This window comes from Marinobacter sp. UBA3604, assembly GCF_002375325.1.
In the GTDB taxonomy this organism is placed as follows: domain Bacteria; phylum Pseudomonadota; class Gammaproteobacteria; order Pseudomonadales; family Oleiphilaceae; genus Marinobacter; species Marinobacter salarius.
This window is the reverse complement of the sequence record NZ_DFMB01000008.1, coordinates 79,227-101,264: the sequence shown is the minus strand read 5'-3', so window position 1 is coordinate 101,264 and position 22,038 is coordinate 79,227. Positions and strand designations below refer to the sequence as shown.

The window sequence follows — 22,038 nt, the reverse complement described above, 5'->3', positions numbered from 1 at the left end:
TCATCAGGGGGCGCTGAACCGGTTGTTTCAGGAGGCCAGCTGCCCCAGCATGTCGGAAATGCCGTCGAGTTTACCACTGGTTGAGGCATCCTTCAGCCGGAAACGGAAACTGTTGGCGCCTTCCAGCCGATACTGGTCTGGCGAGGATTGCACTTTTTTAACCAGAACCAGCGGATCCACTGGCGTAGAACTGCCGAATTCCAGCCTGGCCCATTCTTTTCCGGCGTCCACCTTCACGATTCCCAGGGCTTCCGCGTGGATTCGGAGCTCGGACTGTCGAATCAGGTTTTTTGCCGGTTCCGGTAATAGTCCGAAGCGGTCGATCATTTCAACCTGAAGTTCTTTTAATCCATCTTTGTCGTTCACGCTGGCGATTCGCTTGTAAAGCATGAGCCGGTTGTGGACATCGGGCAGGTAATCCTCGGGGATCAGCGCTGGTATGCGAAGGTTCATTTCCGTGCCGTGGCTCAGCGGCAACTCGGCATTAGGCGTTCTGCCGTCGCGTATTGCTTCCACGGCTTCGTCCAGTAGCTGCATGTAAAGCGTAAAACCAATGCTTTCGATCTGGCCGCTTTGCTCTTCTCCCAGCAACTCCCCGGCGCCGCGAATTTCGAGGTCGTGGGTGGCCAGCATGAAGCCGGCACCCAGGTCCTGCGCTTCCGAGATGGCTTCAAGGCGCTTTTTCGCGTCGGCGGTGATGGACCGGGGTGGTGGTGTCAGCAGATAGGCGTAGGCCTGATGGTGAGAGCGCCCGACACGGCCGCGGAGCTGGTGCAGCTGTGCCAGCCCGAACTTGTCCGCGCGCTCGATGATAATGGTGTTGGCGCTGGGAATGTCGATGCCGGTTTCGATAATGGTGGTGCACACCAGCACGTTGAAGCGCTTGTGATAGAAGTCCGACATGATCTGTTCCAGCTCGCGCTCGCGCATCTGGCCATGGGCAACGCCCACGCGTGCTTCCGGGATCAGTTGGCGCAGATCCTCGGCGGTTTTCTCGATGGTAGCCACATCGTTGTGCAGGAAGTACACCTGGCCGCCTCGCAGTACCTCCCGCAGGATGGCTTCTTTGACCATGGCCTCGTCCCGCTGTCGCACAAAGGTTTTTACCGACAGGCGTCGCGCGGGGGGCGTGGCGATGATCGACAGATCCCGCAGGTGCCCCATGGCCATGTTGAGGGTGCGGGGGATCGGCGTGGCGGTCAGGTTCAGCATGTCCACCTCGGCACGCAGGGCCTTCAGACGTTCTTTCTGCTGGACGCCGAACCGGTGTTCTTCATCGATGATCACCAGGCCCAGATTCTTGAACTTGATGTCACCCTGGAGCAGCTTGTGTGTGCCGATAACAATATCGGCTTTGCCGGCTTCGATGGCGGCCATCGCTTTGGTGGTTTGCCCGCCGCTCCGGAAACGGCTGAGTAGCTCGACATGGACGGCGGTATCCGAGAAGCGGTCGCGGAAGGATTCGTAATGCTGCTGCGCCAGCAGGGTGGTAGGCACCAGCACAGCGACCTGCTTGCCGGAGTATGTCGCCATGAAGGCAGCGCGCATGGCCACTTCGGTCTTGCCGAAGCCAACATCGCCACAGACCAGGCGGTCCATGGGTTTTTCACTGACCATGTCCTCGAACACAGCCTCAATGGCCGCCTGCTGGTCCGGGGTTTCCTCAAAGGGGAAACCGGCGGCGAAGGCACGGTAGGCTTCCTTGGGGTCTTCAAAGGCAAAGCCCTTGCGGGCCTCCCGGCGCGCGTAGACATCCAGTAGTTCCGCTGCAGTATCGCGGATTTTCTCCAGAGCCTTTTGTTTGGCGTTGCTCCAGCGATCCGTGCCCAGCTTGTGCAAAGGCGCGTGATCAGTATCCGAACCGGTATAGCGGGAAATCAGATGCAGGCTGGAAACCGGTACATAGAGTTTCGAGCCGCCGGCGTATTCCAGCATCAGGAATTCGCTGGCTTCGCCTTCAACGGTAATGGTTTCCAGGCCCTGATAGCGGCCAACGCCATGGTCTATATGAACCACCGGCGCGCCAATGCGTAGCTCGGACAGGTCCCGGTAGCCGGCATCGTCGGCCTCGGTTGGTTTCTCCCGGCGCCGCCGCTGCAGCACCCGTTCACCGAAGAGGGCTGTTTCCGTGATCAGAGCGAGGTGATGGTCAGGCAATAGCAACCCATATTCCATGGGTGCGACGGTAATGCCGAGGGTGGCGGACGGGTCGCTGACAAAGGCCTGCCAGTTTTCCAGAGTCGACAGTTTGAGGCCATGGTCAGCCAGGTTCTCAATCAGCGCCTCACGTCGGCCAGAGGACTCCGCACAGATCAGGACCCGACCGTTGAACTCACTGATAAAGCGCTTGAGGCGCCCAGCCGGGTCTGCGGCACGGCCATCCATCGCAACATCGGGCATGACGTCGGTCTGGCAATTGCGGCCGCCGCTGGACTCAGTGGCTTCCGTGGTCATTGTTACCCGGGGAAATCCCTTGAGCAGGCCGAACAGCTCGTCCTTCTGGAGGAAAAGTTCTGCTGGCGGCAGGATAGGGCGCATCCGATCGTGGCGACGGTCCTCGTAGCGTGCACGGGTGTCGGCGTCGAAGGCGCTGGCGGCCTCGTTAAGTCCGGATGCTGTGAATACCAGGGTTTCGCCGGGCAGGTAGTCAAAGAGCGTTGCCGTCTGGTCGAAGAACAGGGGTAGATAGTACTCGATCCCCGGCGGTGTAATGCCGTGGGTGACGTCCTGGTAGATCGGGGCGTCCTTGTCGGCGTGGGGGAACTGCTCGAACCATCGATTGCGGAACCCTGAGCGGGCTTCTTTATGCCAGGGAAACTCGTTGGCGGGCAACAGCTCAATGCGTTCGATTCGGTCGATCGAGCGCTGGGTTTCCGGATCAAAGGTTCGCAGTGTTTCAATTTCGTCATCGAACAGGTCGATGCGGTAGGGGCGGGTGGCGCCCATGGGGAAGATGTCCAGGATAGCCCCGCGCACCGCGTACTCGCCGTGTTCATAGACATTATCGGCGTGCCGGTATCCGGCCGATTCCAGCTGCATGCGCCAGTTGTCGATATCCAGTGACTGGCCAACCTCAAGAAGCAGGGTGTTGCCCTGCAGGTAACTGACCGGCGGCAACCGGTGCATCAGGGTGCGGGCCGGCACCACCAGGACGCCGTGGTTTGTCGTTGGCAACCGGTGCAGGGCCCGGATGCGACGGGAGGTAATGTCCTGGTGTGGTGAAAACAGGTCGTAGGGCAGGGTTTCCCAATCCGGCAGCGACAGCAGCTCGAGTCCATCCGGTGTGATGGCCGGTTGGTCTTCATCGGTGGGCAGGCCCAGATAGAATCGCATGGACTGCTCGAGGCGGATGGACTCCTCGGTGCTGCGGGTTATTACCAGTGTCAGGCCCTGATGGGCCCTGGCGCTCTCGCAGATGGCCAGGGCATCGCTGCTGCCATGCAGTTGCCCCCAGATGCGGTGATCCGCAGCCTTGACAGGTGCGACCGGCGCAACCAGTGCGGTGTGTCTGTCGGAGTGGGCGGCGGCTTGCGTCATGGGCTGGTTCTTTCTCCTGGATGCATTGGAAGCCGGGGAGTGGCGAGGCGCGTATTCTACCGGCCAGAAGTGTCGCTGTCATGACAGCGGTCCAACAGTTACGAAAGGATTAACGGGGTGTATTTGCTGTCTGAGAAATAACGTTGGATAATACTGCCCCAATTTTCCAGGTTCCAACTGCAGAGGTTCAAGCGTGAGTCACGAACAGATCAACCAGCACCTGTCTAACTGGACGGAAAGAGAATCCACTGCGGAAGCCATGATTCCGCTGATCGGTCGCCTCTACCGTAAAAACAATGTGGTCACGTCCGTGTATGGCCGGTCCATTATCAACCAGTCGGTCATCGACATCATCCGCGCACACCGCTTCGTGCGTCAGGTTGAAGACAGCGAACTGTCCGTTCACAACACCCTGCCTATTCTGCAGGCGATGGACAAGATGGATCTCGGGCGTGGCCATGTCGATATTGGCAAGCTTGCGGTGAAGTTCAAGGAAGAAGGTGGGTCTCTTGACGACTTCCTCAAACGTGAGATTGGCCCGATTATCGGCGAGTACCAGACCCAGTCTCAGGAAGATGCCGAAAACGACACCAAGGATGTGGTGCTGTACGGTTTCGGACGGATCGGGCGGCTGCTGGCGCGGATCATGATCGAAAAGGCCGGTGGCGGCAACAACCTGCGCCTGCGCGCCATCGTGGTCCGTCAGGGTGGGGCAAGCAATGACCTCGAAAAGCGTGCCAGCCTGCTGCGCCGTGATTCGGTTCACGGTCCTTTCAACGGTACGATTACCGTGGATGAAGAGAACTCTGCGCTGATCGCCAATGGCAACTTTATCAAGGTGATCTACTCGCCGGGCCCTGATCAGGTGGATTACACCCAGTACGGTATCAACAATGCGATCGTCATTGATAACACGGGTATCTGGCGTGACGAGGCTGGTCTTGGGCTGCACCTGAAATCCAAGGGCGTCAGCCGGGTTTTGCTGACTGCGCCGGGCAAGGGCGATATCAAGAATATTGTTCACGGCATTAACAACGACTGGATCACCCGCGAAGACAGGATCCTGTCAGCGGCGTCCTGTACCACCAACGCCATTACGCCGGTGCTCAAGGCCATTTATGATGAGTATGGTGTTGAGGACGGTCATGTCGAGACGGTTCACTCCTACACTAACGACCAGAACCTGATCGATAACTACCACAAGGGTAGCCGTCGTGGTCGCAGTGCCCCACTAAACATGGTTATTACCGAAACCGGTGCTGCGAAGGCCGTCGCCAAGGCGCTTCCGGAGTTGAAGGGCAAGCTTTCCGGTAACGCCATTCGCGTTCCCACTCCGAACGTGTCCATGGCAATCCTCAATCTCAACCTGGAAAAAGACGTAACGGTGGAGGGTGTTAACGAATACCTTCGCGATATGGCGCTGCACTCCGAGCTGCAGAAGCAGATTGACTTCGTCAACTCGCCGGAAGTGGTTTCCACCGATTTTGTCGGTTCCCGCCATGCCGGCATTGTGGATGCGCAGGCCACCATCGCCAATGGCAAGCGCCTGATCCTCTACGTTTGGTATGACAATGAGGCTGGTTACAGCGCCCAGGTGATTCGCGTGGTTAATCAGATGGCGGGTGTTACCTATCCGATCTTCCCGAAGCGGGTTAGAGGCTGACGAGCCAAAAAGTGCTCTGAGGCAATTAAGAAACCCCGGTCGTTTTCGCGACCGGGGTTTCTTTTTGGGCCCATGTAAACCACTCTCTGATTACGTTAAGGCACAAACTCCGTAGGGTTTCTGGTGGAAATAGTATTCCTTAATCTCTATAATTAGCGCGATTTTGGGTACGTCTGACACCCGCTTCCCATCGCTTTTCCTTAACCGGATGCCTGGCTGTGATTAACGCCGGTGGATCCGTTGCCCTGGCGCCATCATTCGGTTCAGGCCGGATTGGCACAACTGGGCGGCACGCGTCGGGCGTTACAAATCCATCGAATAGTTTCTGATGATTGGATGAGGCTAATGATCAAGATCAAAAAAGGCCTGGATCTTCCCATCAGCGGCGCTCCTGAACAGACCATTACAGACGGCAAACCCGTTCGCCATGTGGCGTTGATCGGTTTTGACTACGTAGGCATGAAGCCAACGATGGCTGTGAAAGAAGGTGACCGTGTAAAGCGCGGCACGCTGCTGTTTACGGACAAGAAGACCGAAGGCGTTCGTTATACTTCACCGGCAGCCGGTGTGGTCAAGGAAATCAACCGCGGCGAGCGCCGTGTGTTTCAGTCGGTTGTCGTTGAAATCGACGGCGACGAAGCTGAGACCTTTGCGCGTTACGATGCGTCTGATGTTGCCGGTCTGGAGCGTCAGCAAGTCGTCGATAACCTGGTCGAGTCCGGGTTGTGGACAACCTTCAAGACCCGTCCCTACAGTAAGGTGCCTGCCATTGATACGGCGCCGCATTCCATCTTCGTGTCCGTCATGGACACTAACCCGCTGGCAGCAGATCCCACAGTGATCATCCGTGAAAACGGTGCGGCCTTCGAACAGGGGCTGAAGATTCTCTCCAAGCTGACCACCGGTAAGGTGTTTGTGACCGGCAAGCCGGGCTCTGATGTGCCGGTTCCGTCTGACGACAGCGTGGAAGTTCAGCAGTTTGAGGGTGTTCATCCGGCGGGTAACGTAGGTACTCATATTCATTACCTCGATCCCATTGCCGGGGACAAAGTGGTATGGAGTATCGGCTACCAGGACGTCATTGATATCGCAAAACTGTTCGAGACCGGCGAGCTGTCGGTGAACCGTATTGTTGCGGTCGGTGGTCCGAAGGCCCTCAAGCCGCGCCTGATTCGTACCCGTGTCGGCGCCAACCTTGATGAACTTCTTGATGGTGAAATCGCCACGGACTGCGAGGTTCGCAAAATTTCCGGCTCTGTGTTCGGTGGTCGTCGTGGTGACGGGCCCTGTAACTACCTTGGTCGTTTCGCCAACCAGATCTCGGTTCTGGAAGAGGGCAACAAACGAGAGTTTATGGGCTGGCTGTCGCCGGGAGCCAACAAGTTCTCGGTTATGAACATCTACCTGTCCAAACTAGTTGGCGGAAAGCGGTTTGATATGACGACCACGACCAACGGCAGTGAGCGGGCGATGGTGCCTGTAGGGATGTACGAAAAGGTCATGCCTCTGGACATTCTGCCTACCCAGTTGTTGCGGTCTTTGATCGTGGGCGACACTGAAATGGCACAAAAACTGGGTGCGTTGGAGCTGGATGAAGAAGATCTAGCGCTGTGTACCTTCGTGTGCCCGGGTAAATACGAGTACGGTCCGATTCTCCGTGAGAACCTGACCAGAATCGAGATCGAGGGCTAAAACGATGGCAATCCGACAGTTTCTCGATGGTATCGAGCATCATTTCGAAAAAGGTGGCAAGTACGAGCGCTGGTATGCGCTTTACGAAGCGGTGGATACGATTTTCTATTCACCGGCTAGCGTGACATCCACTACCTCTCATGTGCGTGATGGTATTGATCTTAAACGCATCATGATTACGGTATGGCTGTGTACCTTCCCCGCAATGTTCTTCGGTATGTGGAACATTGGCTTCCAGGCCAACAGCTTCCTGGCTGAGAATCCTGACGCGCTGATGGGTGACGGTGGTCTGCGTACTGCCTTTATCAGTGCCCTGGCCGGCAATAATGCCGCCAGCATCTGGGACAACTTTGTCTACGGCATGGCGTACTTCGTACCCATTTACTTCGTCACCTTCGTGGTGGGCGGTTTCTGGGAAGTGCTATTTGCCACGGTACGTCGTCACGAAGTGAACGAAGGCTTCTTCGTGACATCCGTGCTGTTCGCGTTGATATGCCCGCCAACCATTCCGCTGTGGCAGGTTGCCCTTGGTATCACCTTCGGTGTGGTCATTGGCAAGGAAGTGTTTGGCGGCACCGGTAAGAACTTCCTGAACCCGGCCCTCACCGGTCGTGCGTTCCTGTATTTTGCCTATCCGGCCCAGATTTCCGGTGACACGGTATGGACGGCCGTCGACGGTTTCAGTGGCGCGACCGCGCTGAGCTGGGCTGCCAGTGGTGGCCTGGAAGCACTGGAAACCCAGATTGGCTGGATGTCAGCCTTTATGGGTTCGATTCAGGGCTCTATGGGTGAGACCTCAACGCTGGCGGTGTTGATCGGCGGCATTATCCTGCTGGTGATGAAAATCGCGTCCTATCGCATCGTCGGTGGCGTGTTGATCGGTATGATTGCCATGTCGCTGCTGCTGAACGTGATTGGCTCGGATACCAACCCAATGTTTGACGTGCCGGCACACTGGCATCTGGTGATGGGTGGCTTTGCCTTTGGCATGATGTTCATGGCGACCGATCCGGTGTCGGCGGCGATGACCAACACGGGTCGCTGGTGCTTCGGTATCCTGGTCGGCGTGATGACCGTACTGATTCGCGTGATCAACCCGGCATTCCCGGAAGGCATCATGCTGGCAATTCTGTTTGCCAACCTCTTTGCACCGCTGATGGACCATTATGTGGTTCAGGCCAACATCAAACGGAGGCTTGCCCGTGGCTAAAGCTAAAGAAACTGTCTCCAGAACACTGATGGTTGCTCTGGTGCTGAGCGTTGCGTTTTCTGTCGTGGTATCGACAGCGGCGGTAATGCTTCGACCGGCGCAGATCCAGAACCAGAACCTGGACATTCGTTCCAACATCCTGGCGGCTGCCGGAATGCTGAAAGAGGGCGCAACGGCTGAAGAGATTGAGGAGACCTTCTCTCGCTTCGACGTTCGGTTGGTTGACCTCGAGTCTGGTGATTACGTTGATCCCGGGGCCGTTGGTGTGAAGGAGCCGATGAAGTACGACATGTACAAGGCGGCTTCTGATCCGTCCATGTCGGTCAATATTCCTGCATCGGAAGACAAGGCCGGCATCAAGCGCCGTCCGAACGTTGCCAAGATCTACACCCTGAGTGAAAACGGTGAACTGGTCAGGGTAGTCCTTCCGATCCATGGCTACGGTCTGTGGTCCACCCTTTACGGGTTCGTATCGCTTGAGGGCGATGCCAACACCATTGAGGGCCTGGGCTTCTATGACCACGCTGAAACTCCGGGGCTTGGTGGCGAGGTGGATAACCCCCGCTGGAAAAGCCAATGGGTCGGCAAGGAAGTGTACGGCGATGAGTTGGAAGAGCCGCAGATTCGCCTGGTCAAGGGTGGCGTGGGCGCCGGTGCATCCGACAAGGAGCACAAGGTGGATGCCCTGTCCGGTGCGACCCTGACGAGCCGAGGTGTTGAGCAGTTGGTCAACTACTGGATGGGTGACCGGGGCTTCGCACCGTACCTGAAAAAACTTCGTGAAGGGGAGGTCTGATCATGGCAGACGCTTCAGCCAAACAGGTTCTCTTCGAGCCGATATTCAGTAACAACCCTATTGCCTTGCAGATTCTCGGTATCTGCTCGGCACTGGCGGTGACCACCAGCATGAACGTAACTCTGGTTATGTGCATGGCGGTTATCGCGGTAACGGCCTTCTCTAACCTGGCCGTGTCGCTGGTTCGCACGCAGATTCCCGGTAGTATCCGGATTATCGTGCAAATGACCATTATCGCCTCCCTGGTTATCGTTGTTGATCAGGTCCTCAAGGCGTATGCCTACGAAATCAGTAAGCAGCTGTCGGTATTCGTTGGTTTGATCATCACCAACTGTATCGTCATGGGCCGTGCTGAGGGTTTCGCCATGAAGAACGGCCCCTGGCTGAGCTTCCTGGATGGCGTTGGTAACGGCATGGGCTATTCCGTTCTGCTTATTTTCGTGGCGTTCTTCCGGGAGCTGCTGGGCGCGGGATCGCTGTTCGGCGTGTCTCTGATGCCGGTCGTCAACGAGGGTGGTTGGTACATTCCCAACGGTCTGTTGCTGCTGCCGCCGAGTGCGTTCTTTATCATCGGCCTGGCGATCTGGGGTCTGCGTACCTGGAAGCCTGAGCAGGTAGAAGAAGCGGACTTCAAAATGTCCCGCCACACCGTTAAGGAGGCCTTCTGATGGAGCATTATATCAGCCTGATCCTGAAGGCCATCTTTGTTGAAAACATGGCGTTGGCCTTCTTCCTGGGGATGTGTACCTTCCTGGCGATCTCCAAGAAGATTGAAGCGGCCGCTGGCCTCGGTATTGCCGTTGTCGTGGTACTGACGATCACGGTGCCGGTGAACAACCTGCTCTACAACACTATCCTCAGGGAAGGTGCGTTGGACTGGGCGGGTCTACCGAATGTTGACCTGAGCTTTTTGGGCCTTATTACGTACATTGGTGTCATTGCGGCACTTATCCAGATCATGGAGATGGTTCTGGACAAGTATATGCCGGCTTTGTATGCCGCTCTTGGGGTGTTTTTGCCGCTGATTACCGTGAACTGCGCCATCCTGGGTGCATCACTGTTCATGGTCGAGCGGGACTACACCTTCAGTGAAAGCGTGGTTTACGGATTTGGTGCCGGTGTCGGCTGGGCGTTGGCCATACTCGCATTGGCCGGTATCCGCGAAAAGCTCAAATACAGCGATGTTCCCGAAGGGCTACGGGGCCTGGGTATCACCTTCATTACGGTTGGTTTGATGTCCCTCGGTTTTATGTCGTTCTCAGGTATTTCACTGTAATCAACCCGGTGATTCGGTTTAACGAAAAGGCGAGACCATGAATACAGAAATTATTCTCGGCGTGGTCATGTTCACCGTTATCGTGCTGGCCCTTGTCGCGGTCATTCTCGCGGCACGGTCCAGACTCGTAAGCACCGGTGATGTGACCATTGAAGTCAACGACGACCCAGAGCATACGCTGACAACGGAAGCCGGCGGCAAGTTGCTCGGAACCCTGGCCGGAAGTGGCATCTTCCTGTCCTCCGCCTGTGGCGGCGGCGGTACTTGCGCCCAGTGTAAGTGCAAGGTCCTGGAGGGTGGCGGTGCCATGTTGCCCACCGAAAAGACCCACTTCACCAATCGCGAGGAAAAGGAAGGCTGGCGCCTGTCCTGTCAGGTTCCGGTGAAGCAGGACATGAAAGTGGAAGTGCCAGAGGAGTTCTTTGGCGTCAAGAAGTGGGAATGTGAGGTTATCTCCAACCATAACGTGGCCACGTTCATCAAGGAACTGGTACTGAAGCTTCCCGAAGGTGAAGAAGTCGACTTCCGTGCCGGTGGTTACGTGCAGCTTGAGTGCCCCCCCTACGAAATCCCGTTCAAGGATTTCAAGATTGAGGAGGAGTTCCATGAAGATTGGGACAAGCACGATATCTGGCGTTACAAGGCCATCAACAAGGAGGAGACCATTCGCGCCTACTCCATGGCCAACTACCCGGAAGAGAAGGGTGTTCTCAAGTTCAACATCCGTATTGCCACGCCGCCTCCGGGCACGGATCATCCGCCGGGCATCATGTCATCCTACGTCTTCAACCTGAAGGCCGGTGACAAGGTGACGGTTATGGGGCCATTCGGTGAGTTCTTCGCCAAGAAGACCGAAGCTGAAATGGTGTTCATCGGCGGCGGTGCCGGTATGGCGCCCATGCGGTCCCATATCTTTGATCAGCTCAAGCGCCTGGAGTCCAAGCGTAAGATCAGTTTCTGGTACGGCGCACGAAGCGTCCGGGAGATGTTCTACGTCGAGGATTTCGACCAGCTGTCGGAAGAAAACGACAACTTCGAGTGGCATGTGGCTCTATCAGACCCGCAGCCAACCGATAACTGGGAAGGCGAGACCGGCTTCATCCATAACGTGCTCTATGAAAAATACCTGAAGGAGCACCCGGCTCCGGAGGACTGCGAGTACTATATGTGTGGGCCCCCAATCATGAACGCCTCGTGCATCAAGATGCTCAAGGATCTGGGTGTTGAGGACGAAAACATCATGCTGGATGACTTCGGGGGTTAATTAGCTCACATGACATTCAGCATGTTCCGACCCGTCAGGGTGGTTGCGGCCGGCGCCTTACTGGTGCTGGCCCTGGCCGCGCTGGCGGGTTGTTCGTTTGAGGAAGAGGAAAAAGTCTGGGAAATCGCCGGGCCGGTGTTTGGTACGCGTTATCATATCAACGTCGTATTGACGGACAATCCGGAGCGGCTGGAGAATCTGGCGCAAGGCATTGAAAAGGTTCTGGAAGGCGTGGACGCGTCGATGTCCACATGGCGTGAAGATTCCGAGCTTTCGCGCTTTAACCGTCTGGACGATCAGTCTGAGTGGGTGGAGATCTCAACGCCGCTCTACGAAGTGCTTGCAACAGCTGATCAGGTTTCCGAACTGACCGGTGGCGCTTTCGATGTCACCATTGGCCCGGTGGTCAATCTGTGGGGTTTTGGGCCGGATGCCCGTCCGGAGACGATCCCCAGCGACGATGAGCTCGCGGCCAGGATGGCAGCCACCGGTTACGGTAAACTGGACCTTCAGGCGGATCCTCCGGCACTGAGAGCGAGTCCCAATCAATACATCGATCTGTCAGCCATTGCCAAGGGCTACGGCGTGGACGCGGTGGCCCGTTACCTGAAAGATGAAGGTATCGCCGCGTATCTTGTCGAAATAGGTGGCGAAGTTCAGGCTCATGGGCATAAGCCGGATGGTGAAGCATGGCGCCTGGCCATTGAGCAGCCGGTGTCGGAAATGCGTGAAATCAACCGTGTGGTTGCCCTTGACCGACATGCAATGGCAACCTCGGGTGACTATCGTAACTACTACGAATCGGATGGCCGCCGGTTTTCGCATACAATAGACCCGAAAGACGGTCGACCGATTAGCCATACATTGGCATCGGTAACGGTCATTTCGGATGACTGCATGACGGCAGATGCCCTCGCCACGGCCTTTAATGTGATGGGGCATGATCGGGCAAAGGCGCTTGCCACGCGTGAGAACATAGCTGCGTATTTTATTGTGCGGGGTGACAACGGGTTTGAAACGGATTACACGCCTGCGTTTTCCTCGTTCCTGACACATTGACGGAGAGACCTTATGGGTACTTTTCTGCTGGTCCTGATGATTGTCGTGCTGCTGGTTGCAGCGATGTCCGTCGGGGTAATTTTCGGCCGCAAGCCGATCAGTGGCACTTGCGGTGGCATTGGTGCCATGGGTATCAGCAAGTCCTGTGATATCTGTGGCGGCAACACCCAGAAGTGTGAAGAAGAAAACGAACGTCTTGCCAACGACGGCAAGTCCGCGGAGGCACTGACGTATGACGCCTCCCGCTCAGACGACCGCTGATCCGGCGTCCACCAACCTATAAAAATTCCGGGAGCTTCTGAAAAGCGCCTGCGCCCTGCCAGTGCGTGCCTGCAGGGTCTTTTCAGAGGCTCCCTCACGACGTAGATAAGGAGTCACTGCAGAATGGCAGAACATCATTACGACGTCGTCGTTATCGGCGCAGGCCCTTCGGGAGAAGGTGCAGCGATGAATGCGACGAAACACGGCAAGCGTGTCGCAATCATCGAAGATAAACCCACGGTTGGCGGCAACTGCACCCACTGGGGCACTATTCCTTCCAAAGCGTTGCGTCACTCGGTCAAGCAGATCATCACCTTTAATACCAACCAGATGTTCCGTGATATCGGCGAGCCACGCTGGTTTTCTTTTCCCCGTGTTTTGCAGAATGCACAGAAGGTGATCGGCAAGCAGGTCAAGTTGAGAACCCAGTTCTATGCACGGAACCGCGTGGATCTGATTAACGGCCGTGCCAGTTTTATCGATAGCAACCGGCTCGAGATACGGGGTAATAAATCCCATGAAGTCCTGCATTTCAAGCAGGCGATTATTGCAACGGGCTCTCGTCCGTACCTTCCGCCGGATGTAGACTTCCGTCACCATCGCATCTACAACTCAGATACCATTCTGAATCTGTCCCACACGCCCCGCACGCTGATTATTTATGGAGCGGGCGTCATTGGTTCGGAATACGCCTCGATTTTCGCCGGCCTGGGTGTGAAGGTGGACCTGATCAACCCGGGAAGCCGCCTGCTCACGTTCCTGGACGATGAGATTTCGGATGCTCTGAGTTATCACCTGCGCAATAACGGTGTGCTGGTTCGACACAACGAGGAGTATGAATCGGTCGATGGTGATGATCACGGGGTCGTGCTGTCGCTGAAGTCCGGCAAGAAAATCCGTGCGGATGCGTTTCTCTGGTGCAATGGCCGTAGCGGCAACACCGAAAAGCTGGGCCTGGACAACATCGGTCTGACGCCCAACGGCCGTGGACAGTTGGCGGTTGACGACCATTATCGGACTGAAGTGGAGAATGTCTACGCGGCCGGTGATGTGATTGGCTGGCCAAGCCTCGCCAGCGCCGCCTACGATCAGGGGCGCTCTGCATCCTCCGACATCGTGAAGGACGACTATTTCCGGCTGGTATCGGATGTGCCGACGGGTATCTATACCCTGCCGGAGATCAGCTCGGTGGGTAAAACCGAGCGGGAACTAACCGAAGCCAAGGTTCCCTACGAAGTGGGGCAGGCGTTCTTCAAGGACCTGGCGCGGGCCCAGATCACCGGGGACCCGGTGGGCATGCTCAAGATCCTGTTTCACCGCGAATCCCGTCAACTGCTGGGGATTCACTGTTTTGGCGACCAGGCCGCAGAAATCGTTCACATCGGCCAGGCCATCATGAATCAGGAAGGCGAGGCCAACTCCCTGAACTATTTCATCAATACGACCTTTAACTACCCGACCATGGCTGAGGCTTATCGGGTAGCGGCGCTCAACGGTCTCAATCGGATTTTCTAGCTGCTGATTGCGGGCCGAGTGCTGTCCGTGCTTTCCGCGCTCTCCTGGGGCGTTGGAAGGTGGAGAGCTGCTTTCGCGCGGTTGTCGAAGAACATCCGCGTGCTTGTCGGATAGTCGGTGATGATGCTATCGACGCCCTTGGCTTCAAGTTGAACCATGTCGTGGATGCGGTTTACCGTCCAGGTGGATACGTGCATGCCGCGCCTGTGGGCATCGTCAACGATGGCACTGGTGCAGATACGCCAGCCGATACAGAGAAAATCGCAGTGCAAACGGGCTGCGGTATTGACCGGTCTCGGAAACTTCCGGTCCGTTACGAGTCCGATCCGCACCTTGCGGTCCCGGCGGCGGGCTTCCTGCAGGAACCAGCTGTCGGAGGAGGTAATGACCACCCGCTTGTAAAGATCGCGACGTTGAATGATTTCTGTCAGGCGATTGCACAGAATATTCAGTCGGTGACGGTTGTCTTTCTTTACCTCCAGTTGCAGGTGCTCGAAATCCGGGAATTCGTTGAGCAACGCCTCCAGAGTGGGAATGCCTGCTTTCCGCGGCCAGGCTGTGGTGTTGCGCCGGGCGTCCATGTCTGCCAGTTCGGATGCCGTGTAGTTGGCAACGTTGCCTTCCTGTCCGGTTGTGCGATCAACGGTCAGGTCGTGAATGACCATTGGCATACCATCTTTTGATAGAACCAGGTCAAGCTCAAAGTGCCGAACCCCGTGGCGGTAGGCGTGGGTAAAACCGGCCAGGGTATTTTCGGGGGCTTCCCCCTTAGCGCCCCTGTGTCCATACACGATCATTCTGGAGAAGATTCCTTCAGACGGTTATAGATTTGCTGGCGTTGCTTCCAGGTGTCGTGGCACAGCTGAATGTCTTCCAGATACGCCGGTAATTCCCGCATCAGCAGGGCCTGAGGGCCATCCACCAAGGCTTTCTCCGGCTTCGGGTGGAAGTCCACCAGTACCATGTTGGCGCCCGCTATCACGCCCTGTGCGGTTGCGTGCATGACATCCAGGACGCCGTCGGGTGCGCGTTCGCGGCTGCCGACTGAGTGGGATGGGTCAACGCATACCGGCATGCGGGTAAGGCGCTTTACCGCCGGGACATGGGCGAAGTCCACCATGTTGCGGTGGGGTTGCCCAGCCTCGGTCTTCATACCACGCAGGCAGAAAATCACATTGGCGTTGCCTTCGCTGGCCAGGTATTCGGCCGCGTTCAGAGATTCATTCAGGGTGATGCCGAAGCCGCGTTTAAGCAACACCGGGTAAGTGCTCTGGCGGCCAATGGCTTTGAGCAACTCAAAGTTTTGCGTGTTGCGCGTGCCTACCTGCAGCATGACACCGGTAGGGCGCCCCAGTTGCTCAAGGCAATGGTCGATCTCTTCAATGTGGCTCTCGTGGGTGATCTCCATGGCAATCACCTTGATGCCATGTTTGCCGGCTTTCTCAAACACCCAGGGCAGGCAACCCTTGCCGTGGCCCTGAAAGGAATACGGGTTGGTCCGGGGCTTGTAGGCGCCCATGCGGGTGCAAACCTGGCCATTGTCCTCAAGGGCCTGCATCATCTGCTCCACGTGCTCAGGCACGTCGACGGCGCACAGGCCGGCGAAAATGTTCAGGTTGGACTGGTCGAAGGTCACGCCGTTATAGGTAAAGCCACTCTGGCGCTTGTCGTCCTTGTGCCGCCCCAGAATCCGGTAGTCGTCGGAGATGCGTATCGCGCGCTCCACGGCAGGCAGGGCCTCGATCTCGTCCTTGTCCAGGGATTTGGTGTCGCCCAACAGGTACACCTCTGTCAGGCGCTGCTTGGCACCCTGGACTTCATGCACCCTGACCGATACCCCTGGCAGGTTCTCCAGAAAATGCATGGTTTGGCGATAGGCTTCACTGTCCAGCGCGGTATCCGGGTGGAGAATGGCTAACATACTTGCTCCTTGAGGTTCAGTCAGCGCCTTCAGCACGATGGCGGGCCTGCATGAACTCCCTGTGGTTAAGATGCAGCAGATCCGACATGCGGCGAATAAGGTGTTCCTCGTACTTGTCAATTCGGCCGTCAGCAAATGCAACCCGCCAGATGCTTTCAAGAAGTGCCTGTTTTTCTTCCTGACTCAACTGCTCGTTGATAAGGCCGGTAAACTCATAAAGGGAAGTGGCGTCGTCTGCCTGGTTGAGCGCATCCTGAAGGATCTCTTCGGCTTCGTCACGGGTGACCTGGTGCGCTTCAACCGCAAAGTTGACAATCGTCTTCAGTTCTTCGTCATCCTGATCGTTGTCGACCCTGGACAGCTGCACCATCAGCGCCGTGGCGGCCACCGCAAGCTGGTGGCTGTCAGGTTGTGTCGGTTCATCTTCGGGCGAGCCAAACAGGCTTTTCAGGCGCTCAATCATGGTGTCAGGAATCTCCTCCCGGTGGTGGCTGGCGTCAGGCGGCCTGGGACAGCCGGCGGACGCGGTTTTCAAGCTCTATCTGGTCATTGGTAAAACGACGTATGCCATCGGCCAGTTTTTCCGTGGCCATGGCATCTTCATTGGACTCCCAGCGGAACAGGCGCTCATCAATGTTGCCTGGCCTGTCTGAGCTCTTTGCGCCCTCTGCGGACAACTGGCGTGTCAGCGCGCCGGAGTCGTTCTCCAGCTCCTGAAGCAGGGCCGGACTGATGGTCAGGCGGTCACAACCAGCCAGCATTTCGATTTCGCCGGTGTTGCGGAAACTGGCCCCCATCACCACCGTCTTGTAGCCATTGGCCTTGTAGTAGTTGTAGATGCGGGTTACCGACTGGACCCCGGGGTCTTCTGCCGCCGGGAAGGCATCACGCCCCGTGGCAGCCAGATGCCAGTCCAGGATACGGCCCACGAACGGCGAGATCAGGAAGGCGCCGGCATTGGCGCAGGCAGCGGCCTGGATATAAGAGAACAGCAGGGTGAGGTTGCAGTGTATACCCTCTTTCTCCAGCTGTTCAGCGGCGCGAATGCCTTCCCAGGTGGACGCAATCTTGATCAGCACCCGGCTGGTATCCATGCCGAGGTGGTCATACAGCTCGACCAGGCGACGTGCGCGGGTGAGGGTGGCATCGGTATCGAAGGACAACCGGGCATCCACTTCGGTTGAAACCACGCCAGGTATGCGCCCGAGAATCTGCTTGCCTGCGAGTACGGCCAGCATGTCAGTCGCGTAGGTCAGCTGCTCCGCATCGGAACCGCCGTGTTTGCGAGCGGCTGCCACGGCTTCGTCCAGCATCGGGCGGTAGGCCTCGGATGCCGCGGCCTTGAGAAGAAGCGACGGATTGGTGGTGGCGTCTTCCGGCTTCCACTGGGCAATGGCCTCCAGGTCCCCGGTGTCTGCAACCACCGTGGTCATGGCTTTCAGTTGTTCGAGCTTGCTGGTCATTCGTCCTGTCATCCTGATCGATTTGTTATTGATCGCCCGTTTGGCGGGCGCTTTGGGTCATACTCCTACAATAACGGGCCGCTCTGACAGGAACAAGGCAGTATTAAGGTAACAAGGTGCTCAGGCTGGCACTACCGTGGCCTCGGCAGGCTCGGGAACTTTCGCCATGGCCCGTTCGATGACTTCAATGCCGGACCCGGGCTTGTGGGCGTTCTCACTGATGTAGCGCCGGAACTGGCGACCCCCGGGCTGCCCGTGGAACAGGCCCATCAGGTGACGAGAGATGTGACTGAGGTAAACGCCACGGTCCAGTTCACTCTGAATGAATGGTAATACAGCTCGTAATGCTTCGTGCCGTGAAGAAATCGGCATGGGCTGCCCGAAAAACTCGGTATCCACGCCAGCCAGCAGCCAGGGGTTATGGTAGGCCTCGCGCCCCAGCATGACGCCGTCGGTATGTTCGAGGTGCTCCCGGCATTCGGCAAAGGTCTTGATACCACCGTTAATGATGATCTCAAGATGCGGGTAGCGGGCTTTAAGGCGATAGACCCAGTCGTATTTCAGCGGGGGTATGTCCCGGTTCTCTTTTGGGCTTAGACCTTCGAGAACGGCAATCCGGGCATGCACGATAAAGGTACGACAACCGGCCTGGGATACCTTCTCGATAAACTCACAAAGGTCATCCCAGGATTCACGGCCATCAATCCCGATACGGTGTTTGACGGTTACCGGCAGGCTGGTGGCGGCGATCATTGCCTGCACGCCCTCAGCCACTTTATCGGGGTGTGCCATCAGGCAGGCACCGATCATGTTGTTCTGTACCCGGTCGCTGGGGCAGCCCACGTTCAGGTTTACTTCATCAAACCCGTACTGTTCAGCCAGTTTGGCGCAATGGGCCAGTTCCTGCGGATTGCTGCCACCCAGTTGCAGCGCCAGCGGGTATTCCGTCGGGTCGTGCCGCAGAAATCGAGCGGTATCACCGTGGATCAGTGCGCCGGTCGTGACCATTTCGGTGTAGAGCAGGGTGTGCCGGCTGAGTTGGCGCGCCAGATAGCGATAATGGCTGGTGGTCCAGTCCATCATTGGTGCGACGCAGAACTTTTTTTCCTTGTAAAACAATTACTTACCTTCTCTGTGGTTGCTGTTCAATTGGTGCCCAAGTTATTGATTTTTAAATAATAAGTTTAATTATAAGGCCAAACTGTACCAAAATCGTACCATTGGTGCAGTTATGTTTTGTTGATTTTTTGCTCAATTAACGGATTCTATTTCATCAATCGGGTGAGAGCAGTCTTTTAGTCAGCCCTAAGCGATCTGTGATTTGATCAGTCCTCATGAAACTACTCCGGCAGTGCTTCTGTGGTGGTCAAGAAAATTCCGAGATGACGCGTTAAAAGGCTTACAGCTCTACTCCTAAATAGTGAGCGATGGCCCAAATAACAATTACGACCAACACACCAGCGATTACGCCTTCTGCAATTTTGAACAGTGATATGCTTTTTTGCTCGAATTGTCCGTTTGTTGCGGGCTGGGCAGCTTCAGGAGGACACTCTTCTTCTCCCCTCGTTGACAAAATTGGGCCGTCATGAGTGTGTGATTTTTGGATGGCGTGGTTGTCTCCTTCTTTATTCACTTCCGCTGCTGCAATTAGCTGCCTTAATCTTCTGATGAGTTTCTCAAATTCCAGTCTCTTGAGAGGATCACTCTCAATTGCCTGCTCAACTCTAAGTCTGGAAAGCTCCTTATTGAGGAACTCAATATCTTCGGACATTGCAATGCCTTTAAGGTTTAGCTTGGCTTTCGCATTTGTAGAGCAAGTCTACTGGAGACTTTTAAAAGCTCGTCGTGATCTTTTTCAGGGAAGGATTCCACTAAGACATCGAACGCCTTTGACGCTAGCCGATCTATATTCGCTTTGAATTGATCCAATGACTCCTCTCCAAGCAAAAATGCTATTGAAGTGCCCAGAACTGATGACAGTTCAGCCAACCTTTCAATAGAGGGATAACTTTCACCTGACAGCCATTTTCTAACAGATTCCTGGCTTACTCCCATCTGATCGGCAAGGCTAACTTGCCTGCCACTGTGAAGAGGTTTTATGCCAGCCGTGTTACATGCTTGGTTGAGGCGTTCTATAAATAGGCGTTTTTGAGGAGATTTCGAGGGCATAAGACTCTTTCCTTGAGGCAATGGGAAAGTAGACATCTGAGATGGAGTTGAAATGATCGATTTTGTAGTTGCCGGTACTAATGGGTACCGGTGGATATGGTGTTCATACCGACACTAACTCTTCTAGCCTACACAAAACTACAACGTTAGAGTGTACCAAAGGTGTACCACAACCCCTATTTGTTTCGTAAAATATTGATAATTAAAGAATAAAATGCGATTAGTTGCCATCCATCATCGGGGCCACGCAGAAGCGGCGGGAGGGCTTCAGAGTGGGAGTTTCCTGGGGCGCGTTCATGTTCATTGACTGCTCAGTTATACCGTTCACAAGTGATTCGAGGGGGCACAGTTTATCAGGAAAACGCACCTTTTGGCGTGAGGGGGTGTGCGAAAGGTAGTGTAAACACGGATGTCGCGACTGGATTCACGAGTCGTTGACGTGGCGATCAATGCGCGACAAAATACTGTATAAATAATCAGTATTGGTCGAAGGCATGCTCGATTCGGCCTTTCAAAATTTCAACCAGGCAGGTGGATCCGTCATGACTGGACAAGGCCCGGTATCTTTTGTTGACGTTAGGCGCCGGTTCGAATTCCGGAGCATTGAAGTGGGTCGTTGGGTTACACCGCCTGAACGGGACCGGGCGGCAGGCAGGTTCTATGAGGCTTTGTGCGATCTTATGAGTATCCTCCAGGGCCCGGAACATCTGATCTCGTTGCGTGGATCACTGGGGTTGCAGTACGGGATCGGCGGCCGGCCGGGCGTTGCCGCGCACTACATCCCTGCAACCCGACAATTGGCGCTTGCGAAGAATGCGGGGGCAGGAAGCCTGGCCCACGAATGGTTTCACGCTTTCGATCATTACATGGGGCATAAGGCGTTCCGCCGCCTGGGGAGTGGCGGATTCGCGTCCAGTGGTTGGCTGGATAGCGCTGACCAGAAGGAGCATCCTCTCAACAAACGATTGGGCGCCTGTTTTCAGGCCATCTTGCTGAATGAGGATGGCACCAGCCCCAGTTCGTTGTTTCAGTGTTCGAAGCGGGCGGATACGCAGATGAAGGTGCTTTATTACGCGAGGCCTGAAGAACTCTGTGCCCGGGCATTTGAAGCGTTTGTTGAAGACAGTCAGCCGCAGAGCAATTTTCTGGTCAGGGGGACCGTCTACTCTGACGAGGCCAGGGCAGGTCTTTATCCGGAAGGAAAGCAGCGCCAGCGAATCAACGACGCGTTTGAAGGCTACTTTATGGCACTGGGTGGAGCACTTTATCGTGAGCATGCTGAAGATGGCCCTGTTGGCCAATCTTTGTCGTCAACTTCCTGAGATCATCCACATTCGATCGATAACAAAGACAGGGTTGCCTCATGAACAACTGCATTTTTATCACTGGCGCTGCCGCCGGTATTGGCCGGGAGACCGCCCGTCTTTTCGCCTCCAAGGGATGGTTTGTCGGTGCTGCTGACCGGGATGAGGCGGCCCTGGCATCGCTTGAGAGTGAACTTGGGGATGAGCGGTGCAGTACCCACATTATGGACGTGGTGGACGAGACATCGGTCAGGCAGGGCCTGGCAGACTTTGCCAGTCGTACGGGTGGCCGGTTGAGGTTGCTTCACAATAATGCCGGCATTCTGAAAGTCGGCCCGTTCGAGAAGATCAATTTGGCCGCGCATCGGGCCGTGGTAGAGGTCAATGTGATTGGGCTGATGACGGTTCTGCACGGCGCCTTCCCGTATCTGAAGGCAACGCCGGGTGCCCAGGTGGTGAACATGAGCTCGGCATCTGCCGCCTATGGGATTCCGGACTTCGCGTCTTACTCCGCCAGCAAGCACGCCGTACGTGCGATGACCGAGGCTCTGGATATTGAATGGGAGCCACACGATATCCGCGTGTGTGATCTGATGCCTCCGTTCGTGAATACCGGCATGGTGCAGCAGAACGAGCAGGGATCCCGTTTATTTGAGCGCCTGGGTGTTAACCTGACTCCGGACGTCGTTGCAGCACAGGTGTGGGCTCAGGTCGAGCAGCCACGTCTGCACCGACCAGTTTCCATGCAGTTCCGGGCATTGTGGCCCATCGCCAAATCCGCGCCCACGTCCCTGACCCGGCGTGTGTTAAGAAAACTCTGGCGTCAGTAGTTGCCATCCGGGCAGGGTGACAGACGGCTATCTTTGATACTCTTTCAGACCTCGTCCATGAGGTATTCGGGAGAACTG

20 protein-coding genes are annotated in these 22,038 nt (G+C 56.1%); 12 read left to right on the top strand and 8 right to left on the bottom strand.

Features of this window, described 5'->3' with window-relative positions; genetic code table 11:
• Positions 1–27 precede the first annotated feature (27 nt).
• Positions 28–3,537, bottom strand: coding sequence for a transcription-repair coupling factor (gene mfd / locus B2590_RS01860; RefSeq protein ID WP_075194762.1), 3,510 nt, complete (start codon positions 3,535–3,537; stop codon positions 28–30).
• 259 nt (positions 3,538–3,796) lie between these two features.
• On the opposite strand from mfd, the gene B2590_RS01855 reads away from it, so the two are divergent.
• From B2590_RS01855 to sthA, 10 genes are all read left to right on the top strand, one after another.
• The gene (locus tag B2590_RS01855; protein ID WP_369810894.1) at positions 3,797–5,200 is read left to right on the top strand and encodes a glyceraldehyde-3-phosphate dehydrogenase; all 1,404 of its coding nucleotides are present in this window, start codon (positions 3,797–3,799) and stop codon (positions 5,198–5,200) included.
• Between the two features lie 345 nt (positions 5,201–5,545).
• Positions 5,546–6,892 (top strand): Na(+)-translocating NADH-quinone reductase subunit A, encoded by a 1,347-nt coding sequence (locus tag B2590_RS01850; RefSeq protein ID WP_036204959.1) that lies wholly within the window; start codon positions 5,546–5,548, stop codon positions 6,890–6,892.
• 4 nt (positions 6,893–6,896) lie between these two features.
• Entirely contained in the window at positions 6,897–8,102 is a 1,206-nt protein-coding gene (locus B2590_RS01845; RefSeq protein WP_036204961.1) for an NADH:ubiquinone reductase (Na(+)-transporting) subunit B, read from the top strand.
• Entirely contained in the window at positions 8,095–8,898 is an 804-nt protein-coding gene (locus B2590_RS01840) for a Na(+)-translocating NADH-quinone reductase subunit C (protein WP_036204962.1), read from the top strand. Before B2590_RS01845 ends, B2590_RS01840 begins: the two co-directional genes overlap by 8 nt.
• Before the next feature lie 2 nt (positions 8,899–8,900).
• The gene (locus B2590_RS01835; RefSeq protein ID WP_007153910.1) at positions 8,901–9,566 is read left to right on the top strand and encodes an NADH:ubiquinone reductase (Na(+)-transporting) subunit D; all 666 of its coding nucleotides are present in this window, start codon (positions 8,901–8,903) and stop codon (positions 9,564–9,566) included.
• A complete protein-coding gene (nqrE, locus tag B2590_RS01830) occupies positions 9,566–10,174 on the top strand; it encodes an NADH:ubiquinone reductase (Na(+)-transporting) subunit E (protein WP_007153909.1) in 609 nt (202 codons plus the stop codon). Before B2590_RS01835 ends, nqrE begins: the two co-directional genes overlap by 1 nt.
• 37 nt (positions 10,175–10,211) lie before the next feature.
• The gene (gene nqrF / locus B2590_RS01825) at positions 10,212–11,438 is read left to right on the top strand and encodes an NADH:ubiquinone reductase (Na(+)-transporting) subunit F (protein WP_036204964.1); all 1,227 of its coding nucleotides are present in this window, start codon (positions 10,212–10,214) and stop codon (positions 11,436–11,438) included.
• A gap of 9 nt (positions 11,439–11,447) precedes the next feature.
• On the top strand, positions 11,448–12,497 hold the full coding sequence (locus B2590_RS01820; protein ID WP_036204966.1) for an FAD:protein FMN transferase: 1,050 nt from the start codon (positions 11,448–11,450) through the stop codon (positions 12,495–12,497).
• A gap of 12 nt (positions 12,498–12,509) precedes the next feature.
• The gene (gene nqrM / locus B2590_RS01815; protein ID WP_036204968.1) at positions 12,510–12,758 is read left to right on the top strand and encodes a (Na+)-NQR maturation NqrM; all 249 of its coding nucleotides are present in this window, start codon (positions 12,510–12,512) and stop codon (positions 12,756–12,758) included.
• Between the two features lie 123 nt (positions 12,759–12,881).
• Positions 12,882–14,273 carry a Si-specific NAD(P)(+) transhydrogenase gene (sthA, locus tag B2590_RS01810; protein WP_036204970.1) on the top strand — a complete coding sequence of 464 codons (1,392 nt, stop codon included), beginning with the start codon at positions 12,882–12,884 and terminating at the stop codon, positions 14,271–14,273.
• On the opposite strand, the gene B2590_RS01805 is transcribed toward sthA, so the two are convergent.
• From B2590_RS01805 to B2590_RS01775, 7 genes are all read right to left on the bottom strand, one after another.
• A complete protein-coding gene (locus tag B2590_RS01805) occupies positions 14,270–15,070 on the bottom strand; it encodes a glycerophosphodiester phosphodiesterase (RefSeq protein ID WP_075194764.1) in 801 nt (266 codons plus the stop codon). The genes sthA and B2590_RS01805 overlap by 4 nt on opposite strands.
• Positions 15,067–16,194: a 3-deoxy-7-phosphoheptulonate synthase gene (locus B2590_RS01800; RefSeq protein WP_007153903.1), complete on the bottom strand. Its 1,128-nt coding sequence runs from the start codon at positions 16,192–16,194 to the stop codon at positions 15,067–15,069. The genes B2590_RS01805 and B2590_RS01800 overlap by 4 nt, the downstream gene beginning before the upstream one ends.
• A gap of 16 nt (positions 16,195–16,210) precedes the next feature.
• Positions 16,211–16,657 carry a TerB family tellurite resistance protein gene (locus B2590_RS01795; protein ID WP_041333737.1) on the bottom strand — a complete coding sequence of 149 codons (447 nt, stop codon included), beginning with the start codon at positions 16,655–16,657 and terminating at the stop codon, positions 16,211–16,213.
• Positions 16,658–16,691: 34 nt separating this feature from the next.
• Positions 16,692–17,657, bottom strand: a complete 966-nt coding sequence (tal, locus tag B2590_RS01790; RefSeq protein WP_286809919.1) for a transaldolase — start codon at positions 17,655–17,657, stop codon at positions 16,692–16,694.
• Positions 17,658–17,777: 120 nt separating this feature from the next.
• Complete coding sequence (gene dusA / locus B2590_RS01785) at positions 17,778–18,776, bottom strand: tRNA dihydrouridine(20/20a) synthase DusA (RefSeq protein WP_269400135.1); 999 nt, start codon at positions 18,774–18,776, stop codon at positions 17,778–17,780.
• 280 nt (positions 18,777–19,056) lie between these two features.
• Positions 19,057–19,428, bottom strand: a complete 372-nt coding sequence (locus B2590_RS01780; protein ID WP_269400136.1) for a hypothetical protein — start codon at positions 19,426–19,428, stop codon at positions 19,057–19,059.
• 17 nt (positions 19,429–19,445) lie between these two features.
• Positions 19,446–19,826 carry a helix-turn-helix domain-containing protein gene (locus tag B2590_RS01775; protein WP_269400137.1) on the bottom strand — a complete coding sequence of 127 codons (381 nt, stop codon included), beginning with the start codon at positions 19,824–19,826 and terminating at the stop codon, positions 19,446–19,448.
• A gap of 542 nt (positions 19,827–20,368) precedes the next feature.
• Here B2590_RS01775 and B2590_RS01770 point away from each other — a divergent pair.
• Both B2590_RS01770 and B2590_RS01765 read left to right on the top strand, forming a co-directional pair.
• Complete coding sequence (locus B2590_RS01770) at positions 20,369–21,148, top strand: CLCA_X family protein (protein WP_041333739.1); 780 nt, start codon at positions 20,369–20,371, stop codon at positions 21,146–21,148.
• 41 nt (positions 21,149–21,189) lie between these two features.
• Positions 21,190–21,960: an SDR family oxidoreductase gene (locus B2590_RS01765; protein WP_126812219.1), complete on the top strand. Its 771-nt coding sequence runs from the start codon at positions 21,190–21,192 to the stop codon at positions 21,958–21,960.
• The last annotated feature ends 78 nt before the right edge of the window (positions 21,961–22,038 follow it).

What these genes read in the sequence shown, in the direction of transcription:
- sthA (WP_036204970.1), top strand. Translation starts at nt 12,882, where the DNA reads ATGGCAGAACATCATTACGACGTCGTCGTTATCGGCGCAGGCCCTTCG.
- B2590_RS01795 (WP_041333737.1), bottom strand. Translation starts at nt 16,657, where the DNA reads ATGATTGAGCGCCTGAAAAGCCTGTTTGGCTCGCCCGAAGATGAACCG.
- B2590_RS01845 (WP_036204961.1), top strand. Translation starts at nt 6,897, where the DNA reads ATGGCAATCCGACAGTTTCTCGATGGTATCGAGCATCATTTCGAAAAA.
- B2590_RS01765 (WP_126812219.1), top strand. Translation starts at nt 21,190, where the DNA reads ATGAACAACTGCATTTTTATCACTGGCGCTGCCGCCGGTATTGGCCGG.
- nqrM (WP_036204968.1), top strand. Translation starts at nt 12,510, where the DNA reads ATGGGTACTTTTCTGCTGGTCCTGATGATTGTCGTGCTGCTGGTTGCA.
- B2590_RS01835 (WP_007153910.1), top strand. Translation starts at nt 8,901, where the DNA reads ATGGCAGACGCTTCAGCCAAACAGGTTCTCTTCGAGCCGATATTCAGT.
- B2590_RS01805 (WP_075194764.1), bottom strand. Translation starts at nt 15,070, where the DNA reads ATGATCGTGTATGGACACAGGGGCGCTAAGGGGGAAGCCCCCGAAAAT.
- B2590_RS01770 (WP_041333739.1), top strand. Translation starts at nt 20,369, where the DNA reads ATGACTGGACAAGGCCCGGTATCTTTTGTTGACGTTAGGCGCCGGTTC.
- B2590_RS01820 (WP_036204966.1), top strand. Translation starts at nt 11,448, where the DNA reads ATGACATTCAGCATGTTCCGACCCGTCAGGGTGGTTGCGGCCGGCGCC.
- B2590_RS01780 (WP_269400136.1), bottom strand. Translation starts at nt 19,428, where the DNA reads ATGTCCGAAGATATTGAGTTCCTCAATAAGGAGCTTTCCAGACTTAGA.
- B2590_RS01800 (WP_007153903.1), bottom strand. Translation starts at nt 16,194, where the DNA reads ATGTTAGCCATTCTCCACCCGGATACCGCGCTGGACAGTGAAGCCTAT.
- B2590_RS01855 (WP_369810894.1), top strand. Translation starts at nt 3,797, where the DNA reads ATGATTCCGCTGATCGGTCGCCTCTACCGTAAAAACAATGTGGTCACG.
- nqrF (WP_036204964.1), top strand. Translation starts at nt 10,212, where the DNA reads ATGAATACAGAAATTATTCTCGGCGTGGTCATGTTCACCGTTATCGTG.
- B2590_RS01850 (WP_036204959.1), top strand. Translation starts at nt 5,546, where the DNA reads ATGATCAAGATCAAAAAAGGCCTGGATCTTCCCATCAGCGGCGCTCCT.
- nqrE (WP_007153909.1), top strand. Translation starts at nt 9,566, where the DNA reads ATGGAGCATTATATCAGCCTGATCCTGAAGGCCATCTTTGTTGAAAAC.
- mfd (WP_075194762.1), bottom strand. Translation starts at nt 3,537, where the DNA reads ATGACGCAAGCCGCCGCCCACTCCGACAGACACACCGCACTGGTTGCG.
- tal (WP_286809919.1), bottom strand. Translation starts at nt 17,657, where the DNA reads ATGACCAGCAAGCTCGAACAACTGAAAGCCATGACCACGGTGGTTGCA.
- B2590_RS01775 (WP_269400137.1), bottom strand. Translation starts at nt 19,826, where the DNA reads ATGCCCTCGAAATCTCCTCAAAAACGCCTATTTATAGAACGCCTCAAC.